The following is an 18,192-nucleotide window of genomic DNA, read 5'->3' on the forward strand; positions in this document are numbered from 1 at the left end:
TTATGATCGATGAGAATCAAATTATTGAGCTTGAATCCATTGATCTGCACGTTGTGTTGCAGTACGAATTTGGTCTTGAGTTAAGTTAGCAGCCAAAGCAGTTTTCTTGGTTTGCGACATGTTAATCACTTTATTGTCTAACATACCATCACGTGTAGAAAGCTCATACCACTGATAAGCGCCCATGTAGTTTTTCTTTTGCTCTTCCATCACCGCAAGATTAAAGCTTGCACGGTTATCGCCGTGGCTTGCTGCTTTTTCAAAGTATTGACGTGCAGATGTTTCGCTTTTAGAAACGCCTAAACCATCAGCATACATACGACCAACATTTAACTGAGCCGCAGAAATACCTTGGTCAGCCGCAGCTTTAAACCATGTAAATGCTTGTTTAAGGTCTTTAGATACACCGCCAGTACCAGCCTGGAAATGTGTTGCTAAATAAAATTGTGCAGCAGGTTGACCAGCTTTGGCTGCTTTTTGCAAATCTGTCACATTCATATGTGCATATTGCGCTGCCATTGCTGATACAGATTGTTGTTGCTGCGGTACATAGTCCGCATGGGCTTGAATACTCACTAGCCCAAAAAATAACGTACTGCCTAATAATAATTTCTTCATAGAGCGCTCACTCGATAAATAGCGACTTCGCCGAACAAATTCGGTATGGCTTTACTTAAAAAGCTACCTTGTTGGTTCCCATTTACAGCGAGTCGATCAATAATTTGAATCTGATTTTCAGCACATAATGCTTCAAAATCACGAAAGGTGCATAAGTGGATATTAGGTGTATTGTACCACATATACGGTAAGGCATCAGAAACAGGCATCTTACCTTTCAGTGCAAGGAAAGACCGTGTTTTCCAATACGCAAAGTTAGGAAACGTAATAATTGCTTGTTTCCCCACACGCACCATATCGCGCAGAAGCACATCAGGTGCATCTACAGCTTGCAAGGCTTGTGCCATAACCACATAGTCAAAAGACTGGTCGGCAAAGCGTCCCAAACCGAGGTTTAAGTCTTGTTGTATAATATTTAACCCTTTGCTGACGGCAATTGCAATCTTTTCTTGATCGATTTCTAGTCCGTAAGCATGAATTTGCTGTTTTTTGCTCATTTGTGACAATAATTCGCCATCACCACAACCTAAATCGAGCACACTCGCACCAGCATTGATCCATTTTTCTGCAAGCTGTTGGTCAATACGCATTACAAAGCCTCCTTAGGTGTTGAATGAAGGTGTTCAATACCACCTAAAAATGCACGTAAGGATTTGACGTACAAGGGGATAGGGAATAGGAATGAGTCATGACCCTGCTCAGCATCAATATCCAAATAACTCACAGGCTTTTGATTGGTAATCAAGGCGTTGACAATCTCTTGCGAACGTTCTGGGCTAAAACGCCAGTCTGTTGTAAATGACACCACTAAAAAGCGGCATTTGGTATTAGATAGGGCTTTCGTCAGTGACTGTTCATATTCACGTGATGGATCGAAATAATCCAAGGCTTTGGTCATGATCAGATAAGTATTGGCATCAAAGTTACGACTGAATTGTTCGCCTTGATAACGCAGATAGCTTTCAACTTGGAACTCAACATCGAAACCATACATAAACTTGCCTGATTTTAAATCACGGCCAAATTTTTGTTTCATGGCTTCTTCAGAAAGGTAGGTAATATGACCCACCATACGTGCCAAAATTAAGCCACGTTTTGGATAACTATCGAGTTCTAAATAGCGGCCATTGTGAAAATCTGGATCAGACAAAATGGACTGACGTGCCACTTCGTTAAATGCAATATTTTGTGCGGAAAGCTTTGGTGCGCTGGCAATGATGACACATTTTTGTAAACGGTCAGGATAGTCCACAGACCATTGTAAAGCCTGCATGCCACCTAAAGAACCACCAATGATTGAATACCAAACATCTATCTCTAAGCGGTCAGAGAGGAGGGCTTGAGTTTTAACCCAATCACGTACAGTCACTAATGGAAAGTCGGGACCGTATGGGCGATTTTCATTTTCAGGGTTAGGTGAAGTGGGTCCCGTTGAGCCACTACAACCTCCAATATTGTTGAGTGCGACCACGAAAAACTTCGAGGTATCAATGGCTTTACCAGGCCCAATACATGCATCCCACCAGCCGGTTTTTTTATCGTCTTCATGGTGATAGCCAGCCGCATGATGATGCCCTGAAAGTGCATGGCAAATCAAAATTCCATTTGATTTATCTGCATTGAGCTCACCATAGGTTTCCACCATGATTTCATAGCGTGGCAATACTCGACCACACTCAAGCTCTAACGGTTCTTCAAATTCAAACTTTTGTGGAGTAACGAGCCCCACTGAATCAGCTGGAAAAGACACTGGAAATGTTCACCTTAAAATTTTAGAAGGTCGATAAATTACGGATATTAGAGATATCTAAGTCATCTGTATGGCTAATAAATTAATGATATTCCATGGTTTTCACAATAGCTTTTATCATTAAAGTTCACTTCAGGATGAGTGATAATGTCGAGTAGAGTCACAATGAGTGTTTTGACTTTGCTGAAGCTCAACGTATTCTTCTTTCGAAAAAAATAAAAAGCTTAAGCTTTATAAGAGAGCGATCTTGTCAAACTTTGCTTCTCATCGCCAAACGTGTTCACTACTCGCCAACACCAGTCTGACCTCAAACAATCATGGATAAAATTTTCACGTATCTTTTATCTATACATTATCTTTAAAAGATATAAAGCTGTTTGAAGTGATTGCTTGATAACATCAATAAATAAAAGAAAGGATACCACTAGGGGGCATCCTTTCTAAAGTCTTTTAATTGATATCGCTTATACAGCAGCAGCGATCACTTGTTCAGTACTTAAAACACCTTGGTCAATTAAACGATTGGTTGCCGCTATAATTGCTTCAATTGAAGAGGTGACGATATTGTCATGTACACCAGCACCGAATGCAGATTTACCTGTGCCTTGGACTTGAAGTTCGATCAATGCCAACGCTTTTGCATGTGCGCCTGAACTGATACTACGTTCTTCGTAGTTTAAGACATCAATTGGTAATTGAAGTGCATTTAAAATCGCAGAAATTGGACCATTCCCTTCACCACGTAAGCGCTGAGTTTCACCATTGATGACCACATCAAGCTCAATCACTTGGCTACCATTTTCATCTGACAATCTATAATTTTTCGCTGAATAATGTGCATCTTTTGCAGCAACATAGGTGTCTTTAAACAAGGTCCAAATTTGTTGAGCTGAAACTTCAACGCCTTCTTCATCTGCAACTTGTTGAACAATTTGTGAGAATTCAATTTGTAAGCGACGAGGTAAAACTACGTTATAGTTAGACTCTAATAAGTAAGCAATACCGCCTTTGCCCGACTGTGAGTTGACACGGATCACTGCATCATAATCACGACCTAAGTCTTTAGGGTCGATCGGTAAATAAGGCATATCCCAAATTTCTTCGTCTTTTTGGAACTCAAAGCCTTTTTTAATTGCATCTTGGTGAGAACCAGAGAAAGCAGTAAAGACCAAATCACCAGCATATGGGTGACGTGGATGTACAGGTAAACCAGTACATTCTTCTATTGTGGCAATAATTTCATTAATGTTTGAGAAATCTAACTCACATGCTACACCTTGTGTGTACATGTTTAATGCAATTGCAGCAACGTCAACGTTACCAGTACGTTCACCATTCCCAAATACACAACCTTCAACACGATCAGCACCAGCCATGATCGCTAACTCAGATGCTGCAATACCACAACCACGGTCATTGTGACAATGTACTGAAATAATCACACCATCACGACGTTGCAAATTACGATGCATCCATTCGATTTGGTCGGCATAGACATGCGGACCTGAAACCTCAACAGTTGCAGGTAAATTTAAAATGACTTTATTGTCAGGTGATGCTTCCCAAATTTCAGTCACTGCATCACAGACATCTTTAGCAACTTCTAATTCTGTTGCTGTAAAACATTCTGGACTGTATTGAAAAATAAATTCAGTTTCAGGCTGTTTGGCTGCATATTCTTTTACTTTGCTTGCCGCATTCATTGCCAATTGTTTTGCACCATTGGCATCAACATTCAATACTTTTTTACGGAAAGTGGGTGAATTTGAGTTATAGATATGCACAATGGCACGTTTTGCACCTTGTAAAGCCTCAAAAGTACGTGCAATTAAATGATCACGCGCTTGCACCAAGACTTCGATATAAACGTCATCTGGAATATGACCTTCTTCAATCAACTTACGGGTGAAATCAAAATCAACTTGTGATGCTGAAGGAAAGCCAATTTCAATATGTTTAAAGCCGATTTTGACCAACATTTCGAACATTTTGAATTTTTGCTCAATGTTCATTGGCTCGAAAATCGCTTGGTTACCATCACGAAGGTCGGTACTCATCCAAATTGGCGCTTTATTGATTTCGTTATTTGGCCATTGACGGTCAGGCAAGTCTACACGTTGATACATGCGACGATATTTTTTACTTGGATCAGCCAACATCATGAGGGAACTCCTTGTGTAGTTGTTGTTGCTCGTCTCTTGGGTAAAGGCAACTTACTACAAATATAGATTGTGTCTATCTGTTCAATTTACAAGTGTTTTTAAGATGAAAACACAGTAAATTTTCATAAACTTATACGTGGGTAACACGAGATAAATCTAAACACTGATAACTTACAAATGGTTTAACTTGAGATTAATTCTAAAACAATTATCTTGGAAATAATTTCCTTAATTTGCATAAAAAATATCAGTTGAGAGAAAAATTTCCTTTGAATGACTTAATCTTGAAAAATATATTCTTGATTGATTTCTTTTACGGTAGCTGTTCCCATTAATGCCATGGTAATTTCAAATTCTTCCTTTAAAATTTTAATCACATGGGCCACACCTAAAGCACCAGCAACAGAGAGCCCGTAGATCGCAGGACGGCCAATCAGCACCGCAGATGCGCCTAATGCCAATGCTTTAAATATATCGGTACCACGACGGATTCCACCATCTAAAAGCAAAGGAAAATCATGCGGAACAACAGCCTTAATTTTTGCTAAGGCGATCAGTGGGGAAATACTGCTATTGAGTACTCGTCCACCGTGATTGGAAACGATTAAGCCTTTTACTCCGATTTCGACTGCTTTTTTTGCATCGAGTGGATGTAGCACACCCTTTAAAATTACAGGCAAATGGCTATGGGCAATTATAAATTCGATATCTGCCCATTTGGGTGCAATTTGCATTAAACCGTTGAATACAGGATGTTGCTGCTCAGAAATTTCGGGTAGGGGAATGTGGGTGGGTGTATGGGGGTGTTGCATGCCTTCTGGCAATTGAAAATTCACCCGACGTTCACGATCACGAATCCCTGTATGCGGTGAATCTACTGTAATCACAAGTGCTTTAAAATTTTGTTGTTCTGCGAGTCGAACTAAGGCCAATGATTTCTCACGATCACCTTGCCAATACAATTGAAACCATTTCAAAGGGTTTTCTTGTTTTAAACTTCGCATATCAGTATTGGTGAAAGTGCTCAGTACAATATTACTTCCTAAAACTTCGGCCGCCAGTGCAGCCGCAGCTTCGCCGTCAGGATGGAACAATTGTTGATGTCCAATCGGTGCAAGAAAAATTGGATGAGGAAATTTTTGTCCTAAAATTTCACATTCGGTCGAGCCTTGAGTTAAGTCATTGAGCAGTCTTGGAATCAGTTGAATATTTTTAAATTGTTGTAAGTTTTCTTGCACACTTTGCTCATCCATCGCCCCACCTTGCAAATAGTGCCAAGTGTTTTCAGGCAGATGCTGTTCTGCTTGTTTCTCGTAATCCGCAATGGTCTGTAAATATGCTGGAATTTGAGTGAGTGGTACTTGGATTTTTTTACTCATGAGAAAACTTACCGATTGAGAAAATCAATTTCACGGGATGGGGATTACAATTCAGCCCACTTACGAATTAAATTATGGTAAAGACTGGTGAGTTTAACGACTTCAGCGTGCATATCACCTAATTCAATTCTTAAATTTTGAATGCTTTGATCTAGATTGAATAACATATGGCGATTAGCATCATCGCGAATCATACTTTGAAGCCAAAAAAAAGAAGCGATGCGAGCACCTTGAGTCACAGCTGTTACTTCATGAAGGCTTGTGGAAGGGTACAGAATTAGATCTCCTGCAGGGAGTTTGATTTCGTGATAGCCATAAGTGTCCTCAACAACGAGTTCACCACCTTGATATTCATCAGGTTCACTTAAAAAAACAGTACAAGATAGATCAGTACGGATACGTTGCTGAGTACCGCGAATATTACGGATGGAGTTATCAACATGAAATCCAAAAGATTGGTTATTTTCGTAACGATTAAAATATGGCGGAAGAATTTCTAATGGCAATGCTGCTGATAAAAATTGAGCATTTTGTCCTATAGCGTCTAAGATGATATTGCCTAATTGTTGTGTTAATGGATGATTTTCTGGCAGTTGTTGGTTTTTTTTGACATTGGCTGAAAGTGAGCCTGTTGTATATTGACCACTAATCCATTCTGTACTTTGCATTGTATTTCTAAAATATAGAACTTGTTCTTTGCTTAATACATTAGGAATATGATGGATCATCTTAATACCTTTTAATCAAATTGATTGCAGAGTAATCGGTTATAGAAAAATAGCCTCTGTACAGAGGCTATTTTATATCATTTAAAACGAATCCATAAAATAATTATGGATTTGTTCTTTCAATTAATATTTAAAGTTGATCGACAATACTGCGCTACGACCTTCTGCTTCTGTTGCATAGTGAGATGCATACGCTTTGCTGAAATAACGGACATCAGAAAGGTTATTTACATTTAACTGTAAGTTAACATTTTTATTGACATCATATTTTGCCATTGCGTCATAACGGACATAACCTGGAACCCACTTTGTATTTGTAGCATTGCCATAGACTTTATCCATTGCAACTGCACCAGCACCAAGTGTAACTTGAGGTAATACTTTATAAGTCGTCCATAGTGTCGCAGAGTTTTTAGGTACGTTTGGTAGTTGTTTCCCTTTTGCCGCATTTGGATATGTACAAACACCAGCACGAGTACATGATGGACCTGGATTGGTTTGTTCGCTATCTAAATATGTATAGCCCGCTGAAACAGCCCATTTATCAGTAATGTTACCGTTTAAACCAAGTTCAATACCATCGACTTTGCTGTCGCCACCATTGGTATATGTAGTTGGATCAATTTGAATACGCGTATTTTGTTTTTCAGTACGGAAAATAGCAGCAGTTAAATTTAACTTATCATTTAATAGATCCCATTTAGTACCGATTTCATAAGTGCGTGCTTTCTCTGGGTCTAAATTTTTAATTGCATCAGATGGAGCTGCTTCGCTACTTTCACTTGCATCAATACCTACAGGAGTTGCAGAGGTTGAATAGCTTGCATAGATACTACCATTCTCTGTAGGTTTGAATGTTACACCACCATTCCAACTCCAAAAATCAGAATCACTATTTACTTTTGTCGGTGTTGGAAGTGCAGTTGTCCCATTTTTATATGTGGTTAATTCTGTTTCAAATTTATCCCAACGAGCACCTAAATCAACAAGCCATTGAGGGTTAATCTCAATATGATCACTGAGATAAAATGCTGTGGTTTCAGTTGTTGTATTTGTTACTCGTTTATTTGCTTGTACAGAACCTAAGAACGGATCCTTTGAGTTCGGGTTAAATGTAGAAGTACACCAGCCATTTGAATTAGCAAGGGTGCATGCCCCAGCTGTGATACTACCACCAATTGCAGTGCTGTTACCTGTCGCTGGGTCAGTAACGACATATGTACCTTTATCTCCATCTAATTTTGAGTATTCAGCACCTGCAATAAAGCTATGTTTTAATGAACCCGTATTGAATTTACCATTTAAGAAAAGTTGATCACTAAATGTATCAATATCGGTTGTTCGAGTATTGGCACGACGCCAGATACCTTTATCTTTTAATTGTCCAGTGGCTGAGTTAATAAAGTTACCTTGACTGTCATCTGGTTGTGTCCAGACATAGTCATTTTTTGATTTACTGTAAGTCGCAACATTCGTTAAGGTTAAGTTATCTGCTAAATCATGCTCTAATTTAAATGTACCAATTTGGTTTTCTTGTCTCTGGAAGTCACGATCTTTCCAGCCATAATAGATGCCTTGTTTAACATCAATTGGTTTACCTGAGCCAGCAGCATAATTGTTTGGATTGTTGTATGGAACACCTGCATCAGGTGTATCATCTGTTTTTAAATAGTAATAACTTAAAGTTGCACGTGTCGCAGTATCTAAACCAAAAGTAATACTTGGCGCAATACCAGCACGTTTATATTCTGAACCATCATCACCTTGACCAGCCTTATTATTGTGGTGCCCCATCACTGCAACACGAGCAGCAATACCATTACCAAAATCTTTATTACCGTCTAAAGTAATACGCTGATAATCATCAGTACCAGCTTGCACAGAACCTTCTAAAGAATCTCCTTTCTTAGCGACTTTAGAGATTAAGTTGATGTTACCGCTGGCATTACCACCACCACCAAGCATTGAAGAAGACCCTTTGGTTACTTCTACTTGCTCAACAGCAAACATCTCACGATTTTGTGAAGTTGTAGAGCGTACGCCATCAACATACATCGAGCCTTCAGAGTTATAACCACGGATAAATGGGCGATCACCATTTGGGTTACCACCTTCACCAGCGCCTAAGGTAATGCCAGGTACTGTACGAAGGGCATCACTCAAAGTGGTTACTTTAGTATCTTCAATCAATTGTTTTGAAATAACTGATACAGACTTAGGTGTATCTAATAAAGGTGCAACAAATTTTTTATTGGCAGACTCATCTACTTTTAAACTTTGTTCTACAGTCGCTTGTGCTTTAATTGTTGGAAGCTTTGCGATTTCGTCTTGAGCGATGGCTGATGTTGCAATAACTGAAAGTGAAGATGCGATTGCAGTAGAAACAATCTTTTTGCGTGATTTGATAAAAGACATACGTGAACTCACAAAGAGTAGTGTAAATTTGTATGCGAATAATAATGATTCTTATTGTTTATTGCATCTGTTTGAAATTGAAATTGTCGATGGTTTTAAATGTTTATGATGAGAAAATGAATTAAAAATGTATTGAAATTTCACTTAACTTTTTGAATTTTATTTATTTAATTTTAATTGTAGATATTTCAAAATGTAAATAAATTTATTCTAATGTCACTAAAGTATTTGAATTTGGTAAATTCATATAAAAATACAAAATTTTTATTTTGTCATCGAGTCGAAGATAATTTATTAAAAAAAGCGTCACAATGAGAAAATCAGTGATCGAAATAAAATGATTTACACAGGTGTTTTGTATATATTCAAATGTTGTCATATAATGTGGCACTTTTTGAAAAACTGTAATTATTAAATTCTATCGAGGAAGCCATGCAAGTAACTTCTGAAGCGGTTTCGGGCGTTGCCCGTCGTTTAAATGTATCTGTACCGACGAGCCGTATTAACGAGCAGTTTGAAGCTCGCTTGAAACGCACTGCCAAAACTGTGAAGATCAACGGCTTCCGTCAAGGTAAAGTGCCAGTAAACGTTGTACGTCGTGAATACGGCGCTGGTATTTACCAAGAAGTTGTAAACGACATCATTCGTGACACAGTATTTGAAGCAATTCAACAAGAAAAAATCAACGCTGTTGGTATGCCAAACATCGACAAAGTTGAAAACAAAGATGATGCTTTAGTTTATCAAGCTACAGTTGAAGTTTATCCTGAAGTTGAAGCTAAATTTGAAGGTCTTGAAGTATCACGTAAATCATCTGAAGTAACAGATAAAGACGTTGATGCAATGCTTGAAAATCTTCAAAAGCAACGCGCTGAATGGACTGAAACTAAAGGCATGGCTAAAAAAGACATGCAAGTAACTTTCGATTTTGAAGGTACTGTTGATGGTGAGAAGTTTGAAGGCGGTGCTGCTGAAGACTTTAAACTTGTTTTAGGTTCTGGTCGTATGATCCCTGGCTTCGAAGACGGTATCGTTGGTATGAAGAAAGGCGAAGAGAAAGTGATTGATGTAACTTTCCCTGAAGACTACCAAGCTGAAAACTTAGCAGGTAAAGCGGCTCAATTCAAAATCACAGTTAAACTTGTTGAAAAACAAAAACTTCCTGAAATTGATGCTGAATTCCTTAAAATCTTCGGTTTAACTGAAGAAGAAGGCGTAGAGAAATTAAAAGCTGACGTTCGCAAAAACATGGAACGTGAAGTAAAAAATGGCCTACGTAACCAAGTGAAAGGTGCAACTTTTGATGCACTTGTTGCTGCAAATGACGTAGAAGTTCCTGAATCTATGTTGGCTCAAGAAATTGATCGTCAACGTCAACAAATGATTCAACAATTTACTCAACAGTTTGGTGCTCAAGGTGCTAAAGCATTTGACAGCAGCATGCTTCCTGATGACTTGTTCAAAGAACAAGCTGAAAAAGCAGTTAAACTTGGTGTATTGGTAAGCAAAGTATTGGCTGATGCTAAACTTGAAGTAGACCAATCACGTGTTGATGCTTATATCGAAGATATGGCTTCTTCTTATGAAGATCCGACTGAAGTGATCGAATATTTCAAAACTGATAAGCAACAACGTGCTCAAATCGAAGGCGTAGTGTTAGAAGATCAAGTTGTTGATCATATCTTAGCTGCTGCTAAAGTAACTGATGAAGTTGTTAGCTATCAAGATTTGTTAAAAGAGCAACAAGCGCGCCAACAAGGCTAAGTTGTTTGATCTAAAAAAAGGCGCTTTGGCGCCTTTTTTTATGAGCTTAAACATGGATTTAATCATTCCATTCACAATACTTATGCAAAAAATATCTGATATTAAGTTGGGAATATTTTGCATTTTCAGCAATTATCCCTCATATTGTGAACATGAGTGAAGTAACAAGAATTCAGGAATAAATAACGTATGTACGTTCCATCAATTGAAAGCGCTTTGGTGCCAGTAGTCGTAGAACAATCTTCACGTGGTGAGCGTTCTTTCGATATTTTTTCACGTCTTTTACGTGAACGTGTGATTTTTTTAACTGGTGAAGTTGAAGACAACATGGCGAATCTTATTGTCGCGCAAATGTTGTTTTTAGAAGCTGAAAATCCAGATAAAGATATCCATTTATATATCAATTCACCTGGTGGTTCAGTGACTGCGGGTATGGCAATTTACGATACGATGCAATTTATTAAGCCTGATGTAGTGACCTATTGTATGGGGCAAGCTGCATCTATGGGGGCTTTCTTATTAAATGCTGGTGCAAAAGGTAAGCGTTATTGCTTGGAAAATGCGCGTGTGATGATTCACCAACCATTGGGTGGTTTCCGTGGTCAAGCATCGGATATTGAAATTCATGCACGTGAAATTTTATTCATCAAAGAACGTTTAAATCGTTTAATGGCTGAACATAGTGGTCAAGATTACGAAACTGTCGCTAAAGATACAGATCGTGATAATTTTATGACTGCACAGCAAGCAAAAGAATATGGTTTAGTGGATCAGGTATTAAGTAAACGACCTCAAGACTAAACATTTATAGATAAGATTTAAGAATTTGGAGTGAAAATGTCCGATCTTCCTCAAGGACAAAAGCATTGTTCATTTTGCGGTAAAACGCAGTCTGAAGTCGGTAAGCTGATTGCAGGCGAGGACGCATATATTTGTAATGAATGCGTGGATGTGTGCTTAGACTTAGTGCAAACGAGTCAACAGGTGGAAACAGGCGATTGGGCAACACGTCCATTGCCAAAACCACATGAAATTCGTGCGGCTTTGGACCAGTATGTAATTGGTCAAGACACAGCAAAGAAAACACTTTCAGTTGCAGTGTATAACCATTACAAACGTTTAAAAGTATCTCAAACAGGGCATAAGCCTAAAGATGCTGTTGAAATTGCTAAAAGTAATATTTTGCTGATTGGACCGACAGGTTCAGGTAAAACATTGCTGGCACAAACACTTGCACGTTTGCTTGATGTACCTTTTGCAATGGCTGACGCAACAACATTGACTGAAGCTGGTTATGTTGGTGAAGATGTTGAAAACATTATTCAGAAACTTTTGCAAAAAGCGGATTACGATGTAGAAAAAGCACAAAAGGGCATTATCTACATTGATGAAATTGACAAGATTACCCGTAAATCTGAAAACCCTTCAATTACACGTGATGTGTCTGGTGAGGGTGTGCAACAAGCATTGTTGAAAATGATTGAAGGTACGGTTGCGTCAATTCCGCCTCAAGGTGGACGTAAACATCCACAGCAAGAGTTTATTCAAGTCGATACTGCAAATATCTTGTTTATCTGTGGTGGTGCATTCTCTGGTCTTGAAAAAGTTGTGCAACAACGTCAAGAAAAAGGTGGTATTGGTTTCACTGCAGACGTAAAGAATAAAGACGATAGTAAGAAAGTATCTGAATTATTCCGTCAAGTTGAAGCAGCAGATTTGGTGAAATTTGGTTTAATTCCAGAGTTCATTGGTCGTTTACCTGTGATCGCAACACTTGAAGAGCTTGATCAAGAAGCCTTGATGCAGATTTTAACAGAACCAAAAAATGCATTAACGCGTCAGTATCAATATCTTTTTGAGATGGAAAATGTAGACCTTCTTTTTGAAGACTCTGCTTTACGTGCGATCGCGAAAAAAGCGTTAGAGCGTAATACAGGTGCGCGTGGTCTGCGTTCTATTTTAGAAAATGTATTGCTTGAAACCATGTATGACTTACCAAGTCGTTCAGACATTGGTACTGTGATTATCAATGAAGCAGTGATTAACGATAAAGCTGCACCAGAGTTCAAATCTGAACGTCAACCAAAGCATGAAAATACTGAAGTTGAAAAAGTAGATTTGAAGGTATTGGATACAAAATCAGCTTAAAAGCTGGATTCTGATACATCCTCAGTGCAATTCATCTGAAACGTGCAAGTAGCTTGACTATTTGCACGTTTTTTATTTTTAAATGGTCATTGAAATGTTAAGCTGGCTGTAGACAATAGGGTTTATTAAAAACGAAAATAAAAAATACGCGGTGAGGGAAAATCATGCGTTACATCGGTCTAGTCGTTTTGATCAGTTGTGGGTTGGCAGCTTGTCAAAGTCATCAATCTGTTGAACAGCAACCTGCAAAAGTTGTTTCAACTTTAGATCCAATCGATTTCAAAAAAGAAGATTCGTTGGTTCATGAAAAGCTTGAACAATATAAAGTTGCATCATTCTCTACCGGGTCTTGGGTCAATCAAAAACCTGGGCAATACTTTAAGCTGGTTAAACCACAGAATCCTCAAGCTGCAATTGTGTATTTTTATCGACCAGACAGTCGTTGGAATAGACAAGAAATTATTCCAAACAATTTTTTTCTGAATGGTAAGAAAATTCCAAGCTTGATCAGTAATCATTATTACTGGATTGAACTGGCTGAAGGTGACTATAAATTAAGTCTCAGTCGCCCATTAACGATTTTTCATTTCCAGAAACCCAAAGTTGCTTACTTCTCAGTGGAAGCTGGCGGGCAATATTTTGTCAAATATGAAGAAGAAAAATTTCGCGGTGGACCCAATGGTGAAGCAGGGTTATTACGTGTAGGGCCTTTAATGCAAATGCCTACTCGACAAGGACTCAAAGAAATTGCAATGACTCAACTGAAGACTCCAGGCCTTAATTTCGTCGCTGAAGTGACTGCAGATGGTCGTGTGATCAAACCTAAAGAAAAAATCAAAGGTGAACCGTACAAAGTGAGTGATGATGTGCATTTGGGGCAGCAGTTTAAACTTTGGAACCCAATGACTTGGTAATCTATCGCTAGATGATGTTTGATATAGAAAAGAGAGCGAGGCTCTCTTTTCTTATTTGTTTTATTGAGTATTTGCAGCCTTTTTTAAAGCATCTAATTTTTTAGTCACTTCTTTAAAGTCTTCAGATGCAGTTTGTACACTTTTTATCAGTTGGCTATTCATGACTTTCATGGTTTCTTGAGCAACTTGAGGTGTTTTTTTCAGAATCGACTGTCCAATTGCACTTGAATAAAAATCAATTTGAGCTTGAACTTCTTCAGCACTGTATATGTCTTTATAAATCTTAAGATAAACAGGTTTGATTTGATCCCAAGCAATGGTTTTTTTACTTTGCTCATACATTTTGTCAGCAAGCTCATTGGCGACAATTTGTTCTTGTGGGTTGAGCTGATCTTTTTTTACCGTCATTTGAATGATTTGGTAAGCTTGTTGATCCAACTGAGGGCGAATTTGTTGTATGGTTTCTTGTAGCAGTTCATCAATATTCATGACTTTTAATAATTGTTGAACTTGTTGGTCTGAAGCGGGCGCTGCAAAAGCAAAATTTGTGCTGATACATGCGCTTGCAAGTAGTAAGTGTTGGAGTAATTTCATAAAATACCTATATAAGTTCTGGTTGTAATTCACATCATAAAATGGTTGAGTAAAAGCTTATTCAACTTGAAGAATTGGCTTTAAAATCGTTTCCATTTTTTCTTTCAGGGCTTTTTGATTTTCTACTTTTAGCATTTTTTCTTGAGAAAACTTTGCGGTTTCTTGCATGACTTCTGTCATAAGCGTGTTCATCTTTTGATTGATGGATTGTCCAATCGGTGTACTTAAAAAAGCGATATTGGCTTGAACTTCTTCTTCAGTAAAGGTCTTTTTAAATAATGATTTAAACATGTTGAGATATTCTGGGTCAGTCACCAGCTGCTGTTGAATATCACTATACAATGCACTAATTTGTAGTGCTGCATTTTGCTGATCGATATTCAATGTTTGAGCCCCCGTCACTTGGCGAACAAGTGCTTCTGCTTGATCGTCAAAGTAGGGTTGCATATCACGAGTACTTTGTTTGAAAATCTCTGAGATATTGGAGAGTTGCATCAATTTGTCGACACTTTTATCTGTTGCTGGAGATGCAAAACTTGACATTGTGATACAGCATAAACTTAAAGTTAAAACGAACTGCTTAATTTTCATCGGTTTTCCATTATTTATTTTCATCTAAATGATGCAGTTGCTGAATAATTTCTCCAATTTTATTGCGATATTGTTGGATAAATTGAGGGTCATTGACTGCCTTACGAATAGCTGCATTGCTTTCTAGGAATATTTCTGTGTCAATATTGGCAAGTTTTGTGTACAGCTCTTGGCTCGACGTTGTGTCATGCTGTGAGAGCATTTCAATTTCTTGAGAACTTAACGATTCTAAAAGAATTTGTTTGGTTTGGGCGATAAATTGTGGGTCTCGGAGAATATTTTCTGGTATTGCCTGATAAATCTCTACAATTTGAGGGATGATTTGTTTTTCTTTATCAGTGAGTTCTATTGTACTTGATCCGTTTTTGATTAAATTTTCCGCTTGATTTTGATAAATCTTTTTTGCACTTTCATTGTATTGTAGGCGCCATATTTGATTGGTAATGATACCTTGCGCTAGTCGGTCAACAGCGTCACTATCAGTGTTTGAAGCAAAACTTTGAATAGAGATCAAGCATACAAATAATCCAGGAAAAATAATATATTTTATAAAGTTCATGATCTGACTCAAAATAAAAAGCACTCTAATCATAGAGTGCTTTTTAAGTGATGCTCAAGCTTAATCTAAGCTTTAGATCAGATTATTGTGCAACAGCATCAACCACTGGGATTTTACCAATTTTGGCTTGCCAGATTTTAGGTGCAGTCGCATGAATAGAAGTACCATTGACATCAACTGCAACAGATACAGGCATGTCTTGTACTTTAAATTTATAAATAGCTTCCATCCCTAAGTCAGCAAATGCAACAACTTCTGCTTCACGAATGGCTTTAGATACTAAATAAGCAGCACCACCAACAGCCATCAAATAAGTTGCTTTATTGTCTTTGATCGCTTCAACAGCAGCAGGGCCACGATCCGCTTTACCGATCATACCAAACAAGCCAGTCGCTTCAAGGACTTGACGTGTGAACTTATCCATACGTGTTGCTGTTGTTGGACCAGCAGGGCCTACAACTTCATCACCGACTGGATCTACAGGTCCCACGTAGTAAATGAATTTACCTTTGAGATCTACAGGTAACTGTTCGCCTTTATTCAACATGTCAACCATGCGTTTATGCGCAGCATCACGACCTGTATAGATGGTACCGTTCAATAATAATGTATCGCCCGGTTGCCATGAGTTCATTTCTTCCTGTGTGATATTGTCTAAGTCAACACGTTTAGATGTTGACGTATCCCAAGTCACTTCAGGGTAATCTGAAAGTAAAGGCGCTTGAATATGTGCAATACCTGAACCGTCTAACTGGAAATGAGCGTGACGAGTTGCAGCACAGTTTGGAATCATACCGACTGGTTTACCAGCAGCATGGCAAGGGTAGTCTTTGATCTTGATATCAAGCACTGTGGTTAGACCACCAAGACCTTGCGCACCGATACCCAATGCATTTACTTTTTCAAAGATTTCAATACGCAGTTCTTCAATTTGGTTCTGTGGACCACGGCGAAGTAACTCGTCCATATTGATTTCTTCCATGAGCGATTCTTTTGCAAGCATCATGGCTTTTTCAGCAGTACCACCAATACCAATACCGAGCATTCCTGGAGGACACCAACCCGCACCCATCGTTGGTACAGTTTTAAGTACCCAATCTACGATCGAGTCAGAAGGGTTAAGCATTGCCAGTTTAGATTTATTCTCTGAACCACCACCTTTCGCTGCAACAGTAATATCGACTTTATTGCCTGGAACGAGTTTGTAGTGAATTACAGCAGGTGTATTGTCTTTGGTATTTTTACGACCAAAAGCAGGATCTGCTAAAACTGAAGCGCGGAGTACGTTACTATTTTCTAAATAACCTTGGCGTACACCTTCATTGATCGCATCATCTAAGCTCATGGTTAAATCAAATTTAACATCTAAGCCCACGTCAACAAATACGTTAACAATACCAGTATCTTGACAGATTGGACGATGACCTTCTGCACACATACGTGAATTAATTAAGATTTGTGCAATTGCATCCTTTGCAGCTTGGTTCTCTTCACGATCATAAGCACGGCTCATCGCTTGGATAAAGTCTTGTGGATGATAGTACGAAATGAACTGAAGCGCGTCCTTGACCGATGTGATCAAGTCATCTTGTTTGATAATAGTTGTCATATCAAAAATCTCTTGAGCGGGCTGTTAGCTAGCGGGCTAAATTATACGTGATATTGCTTGTTTTGTGGTGGCTTAGATCTAATTTCAGCCTAAAGTTTTATGATTTTATTTGAGAAACTCAGCTTATATTTTGATTGATCAAGTCAACTTTTCTACTTTTTATATAAATGATGATAAAGCCGTATTGAAATAAATTTCAGATTTTACAGGGTGAGAAAAGCTCTATACTCTATTGAGTCAAAAGCTTGGGCTAAATAACAACAACATGGAAAACTATACGCATCTTGCGGAAAATATTATTGAAATTTATACAAAGCATGCTCGTGCATGGACTGAATTACGCGGGGAATTTCTTTATGAAAAAGCGTGGTTGGATCGCTTTTTAACTTTAATTCCAGCTCATTCCCATATTCTTGACTTGGGCTGTGGCTCTGCAAAACCAATTGCAGCTTATTTGATTGAGCAAGCGAATACTGTGACAGGTGTTGATAGTTCTGATGTGATGATTGAAATGGCGAAACAGAATTTTCCTGATCACACTTGGATTTTAGCTGATATGCGAACAGTAGATTTAGATCGCAAATTTGATGCAATACTCGCTTGGGATAGCTTTTTTCACCTTACACCACAAGATCAGCGAGATATGTTTGAAATTTTTGATCAATATACAAAAGCTGGCGCTGCTTTAATGTTTACCAGTGGACCATCACAGGGTGAAGCGGTTGGAGAGATGTTTGGTGATGCGCTGTATCATGCCAGCTTATCATCCGCTGAGTATCATGAACTATTTAAAAAATATAATTTTGAAGTGATAAAGATGATTGCTGAAGATCGTGATTGTACTGGGCATACTGTTTGGTTAGCCAAGCGAATATAAAATACCTAGATGAAAATAAATTAAGCAATAAATACAAAAATATCTAAAAATTTTAATATTCTCAAATTAAGAGATTCATATATT

At 38.2% G+C, this 18,192-nt stretch carries 16 protein-coding genes; 5 read left to right on the plus strand and 11 right to left on the minus strand.

The features are described 5' to 3' along the window. Positions 1-21: 21 nt before the first annotated feature. From ACZ5QH_RS02720 to ACZ5QH_RS02750, 7 genes are all read right to left on the minus strand, one after another. Positions 22-618, minus strand: coding sequence for a tetratricopeptide repeat protein (locus ACZ5QH_RS02720; RefSeq protein WP_004726515.1), 597 nt, complete (start codon positions 616-618; stop codon positions 22-24). Next, positions 615-1,208 (minus strand): methionine biosynthesis protein MetW, encoded by a 594-nt coding sequence (metW, locus tag ACZ5QH_RS02725; protein WP_004726517.1) that lies wholly within the window; start codon positions 1,206-1,208, stop codon positions 615-617. Before metW ends, ACZ5QH_RS02720 begins: the two co-directional genes overlap by 4 nt. After that, positions 1,208-2,368 carry a homoserine O-succinyltransferase MetX gene (gene metX / locus ACZ5QH_RS02730; RefSeq protein WP_303576682.1) on the minus strand — a complete coding sequence of 387 codons (1,161 nt, stop codon included), beginning with the start codon at positions 2,366-2,368 and terminating at the stop codon, positions 1,208-1,210. The genes metW and metX overlap by 1 nt, the downstream gene beginning before the upstream one ends. A gap of 464 nt (positions 2,369-2,832) precedes the next feature. Next, positions 2,833-4,530, minus strand: a complete 1,698-nt coding sequence (leuA, locus tag ACZ5QH_RS02735; RefSeq protein WP_004726520.1) for a 2-isopropylmalate synthase — start codon at positions 4,528-4,530, stop codon at positions 2,833-2,835. Positions 4,531-4,808: 278 nt separating this feature from the next. Continuing rightward, positions 4,809-5,909, minus strand: coding sequence for an alpha-hydroxy acid oxidase (locus tag ACZ5QH_RS02740; RefSeq protein WP_303576683.1), 1,101 nt, complete (start codon positions 5,907-5,909; stop codon positions 4,809-4,811). A 44-nt stretch (positions 5,910-5,953) separates the two neighbouring features. After that, positions 5,954-6,637: a Fe2+-dependent dioxygenase gene (locus tag ACZ5QH_RS02745; RefSeq protein ID WP_303576684.1), complete on the minus strand. Its 684-nt coding sequence runs from the start codon at positions 6,635-6,637 to the stop codon at positions 5,954-5,956. 123 nt (positions 6,638-6,760) lie between these two features. Next, positions 6,761-9,052 carry a TonB-dependent receptor gene (locus ACZ5QH_RS02750; protein ID WP_151800922.1) on the minus strand — a complete coding sequence of 764 codons (2,292 nt, stop codon included), beginning with the start codon at positions 9,050-9,052 and terminating at the stop codon, positions 6,761-6,763. A 432-nt stretch (positions 9,053-9,484) separates the two neighbouring features. On the opposite strand from ACZ5QH_RS02750, the gene tig reads away from it, so the two are divergent. The 4 genes from tig (at position 9,485) to ACZ5QH_RS02770 (ending at position 13,878) form a co-directional block, all read left to right on the plus strand. Continuing rightward, positions 9,485-10,816 (plus strand): trigger factor, encoded by a 1,332-nt coding sequence (gene tig / locus ACZ5QH_RS02755; RefSeq protein WP_303576685.1) that lies wholly within the window; start codon positions 9,485-9,487, stop codon positions 10,814-10,816. A 189-nt stretch (positions 10,817-11,005) separates the two neighbouring features. Beyond that, positions 11,006-11,617 (plus strand): ATP-dependent Clp endopeptidase proteolytic subunit ClpP, encoded by a 612-nt coding sequence (gene clpP / locus ACZ5QH_RS02760; protein ID WP_004726532.1) that lies wholly within the window; start codon positions 11,006-11,008, stop codon positions 11,615-11,617. Positions 11,618-11,653: 36 nt separating this feature from the next. Beyond that, entirely contained in the window at positions 11,654-12,964 is a 1,311-nt protein-coding gene (gene clpX / locus ACZ5QH_RS02765) for an ATP-dependent Clp protease ATP-binding subunit ClpX (RefSeq protein ID WP_034609735.1), read from the plus strand. A 164-nt stretch (positions 12,965-13,128) separates the two neighbouring features. Continuing rightward, positions 13,129-13,878, plus strand: coding sequence for a DUF2846 domain-containing protein (locus ACZ5QH_RS02770; protein ID WP_303576686.1), 750 nt, complete (start codon positions 13,129-13,131; stop codon positions 13,876-13,878). A gap of 60 nt (positions 13,879-13,938) precedes the next feature. Here the strand turns inward: ACZ5QH_RS02770 and ACZ5QH_RS02775 are convergent, their stop codons facing one another. The 4 genes from ACZ5QH_RS02775 to ACZ5QH_RS02790 form a co-directional block, all read right to left on the minus strand. Further along, the gene (locus tag ACZ5QH_RS02775) at positions 13,939-14,472 is read right to left on the minus strand and encodes a DUF2059 domain-containing protein (protein WP_096732970.1); all 534 of its coding nucleotides are present in this window, start codon (positions 14,470-14,472) and stop codon (positions 13,939-13,941) included. Between the two features lie 57 nt (positions 14,473-14,529). Then, on the minus strand, positions 14,530-15,063 hold the full coding sequence (locus ACZ5QH_RS02780) for a DUF2059 domain-containing protein (RefSeq protein ID WP_004818906.1): 534 nt from the start codon (positions 15,061-15,063) through the stop codon (positions 14,530-14,532). 10 nt (positions 15,064-15,073) lie between these two features. Next, on the minus strand, positions 15,074-15,622 hold the full coding sequence (locus ACZ5QH_RS02785; protein WP_034609739.1) for a hypothetical protein: 549 nt from the start codon (positions 15,620-15,622) through the stop codon (positions 15,074-15,076). Positions 15,623-15,704: 82 nt separating this feature from the next. Next, positions 15,705-17,231 carry a fumarate hydratase gene (locus tag ACZ5QH_RS02790; protein WP_004726542.1) on the minus strand — a complete coding sequence of 509 codons (1,527 nt, stop codon included), beginning with the start codon at positions 17,229-17,231 and terminating at the stop codon, positions 15,705-15,707. A 265-nt stretch (positions 17,232-17,496) separates the two neighbouring features. On the opposite strand from ACZ5QH_RS02790, the gene ACZ5QH_RS02795 reads away from it, so the two are divergent. Continuing rightward, positions 17,497-18,108 (plus strand): class I SAM-dependent methyltransferase, encoded by a 612-nt coding sequence (locus tag ACZ5QH_RS02795; RefSeq protein WP_303576687.1) that lies wholly within the window; start codon positions 17,497-17,499, stop codon positions 18,106-18,108. The last annotated feature ends 84 nt before the right edge of the window (positions 18,109-18,192 follow it).

The sequence above is a fragment of the Acinetobacter sp. Ac8 genome (genome assembly GCF_055392545.1).

Bases quoted from the DNA above. Each gene is read 5' to 3' on its own strand.
- ACZ5QH_RS02720 (WP_004726515.1), bottom strand. From the start codon at position 618: ATGAAGAAATTATTATTAGGCAGTACGTTATTTTTTGGGCTAGTGAGT.
- metW (WP_004726517.1), bottom strand. From the start codon at position 1,208: ATGCGTATTGACCAACAGCTTGCAGAAAAATGGATCAATGCTGGTGCG.
- leuA (WP_004726520.1), bottom strand. From the start codon at position 4,530: ATGATGTTGGCTGATCCAAGTAAAAAATATCGTCGCATGTATCAACGT.
- ACZ5QH_RS02740 (WP_303576683.1), bottom strand. From the start codon at position 5,909: ATGAGTAAAAAAATCCAAGTACCACTCACTCAAATTCCAGCATATTTA.
- ACZ5QH_RS02745 (WP_303576684.1), bottom strand. From the start codon at position 6,637: ATGATCCATCATATTCCTAATGTATTAAGCAAAGAACAAGTTCTATAT.
- ACZ5QH_RS02750 (WP_151800922.1), bottom strand. From the start codon at position 9,052: ATGTCTTTTATCAAATCACGCAAAAAGATTGTTTCTACTGCAATCGCA.
- tig (WP_303576685.1), top strand. From the start codon at position 9,485: ATGCAAGTAACTTCTGAAGCGGTTTCGGGCGTTGCCCGTCGTTTAAAT.
- clpP (WP_004726532.1), top strand. From the start codon at position 11,006: ATGTACGTTCCATCAATTGAAAGCGCTTTGGTGCCAGTAGTCGTAGAA.
- clpX (WP_034609735.1), top strand. From the start codon at position 11,654: ATGTCCGATCTTCCTCAAGGACAAAAGCATTGTTCATTTTGCGGTAAA.
- ACZ5QH_RS02770 (WP_303576686.1), top strand. From the start codon at position 13,129: ATGCGTTACATCGGTCTAGTCGTTTTGATCAGTTGTGGGTTGGCAGCT.
- ACZ5QH_RS02775 (WP_096732970.1), bottom strand. From the start codon at position 14,472: ATGAAATTACTCCAACACTTACTACTTGCAAGCGCATGTATCAGCACA.
- ACZ5QH_RS02780 (WP_004818906.1), bottom strand. From the start codon at position 15,063: ATGAAAATTAAGCAGTTCGTTTTAACTTTAAGTTTATGCTGTATCACA.
- ACZ5QH_RS02785 (WP_034609739.1), bottom strand. From the start codon at position 15,622: ATGAACTTTATAAAATATATTATTTTTCCTGGATTATTTGTATGCTTG.
- ACZ5QH_RS02790 (WP_004726542.1), bottom strand. From the start codon at position 17,231: ATGACAACTATTATCAAACAAGATGACTTGATCACATCGGTCAAGGAC.
- ACZ5QH_RS02795 (WP_303576687.1), top strand. From the start codon at position 17,497: ATGGAAAACTATACGCATCTTGCGGAAAATATTATTGAAATTTATACA.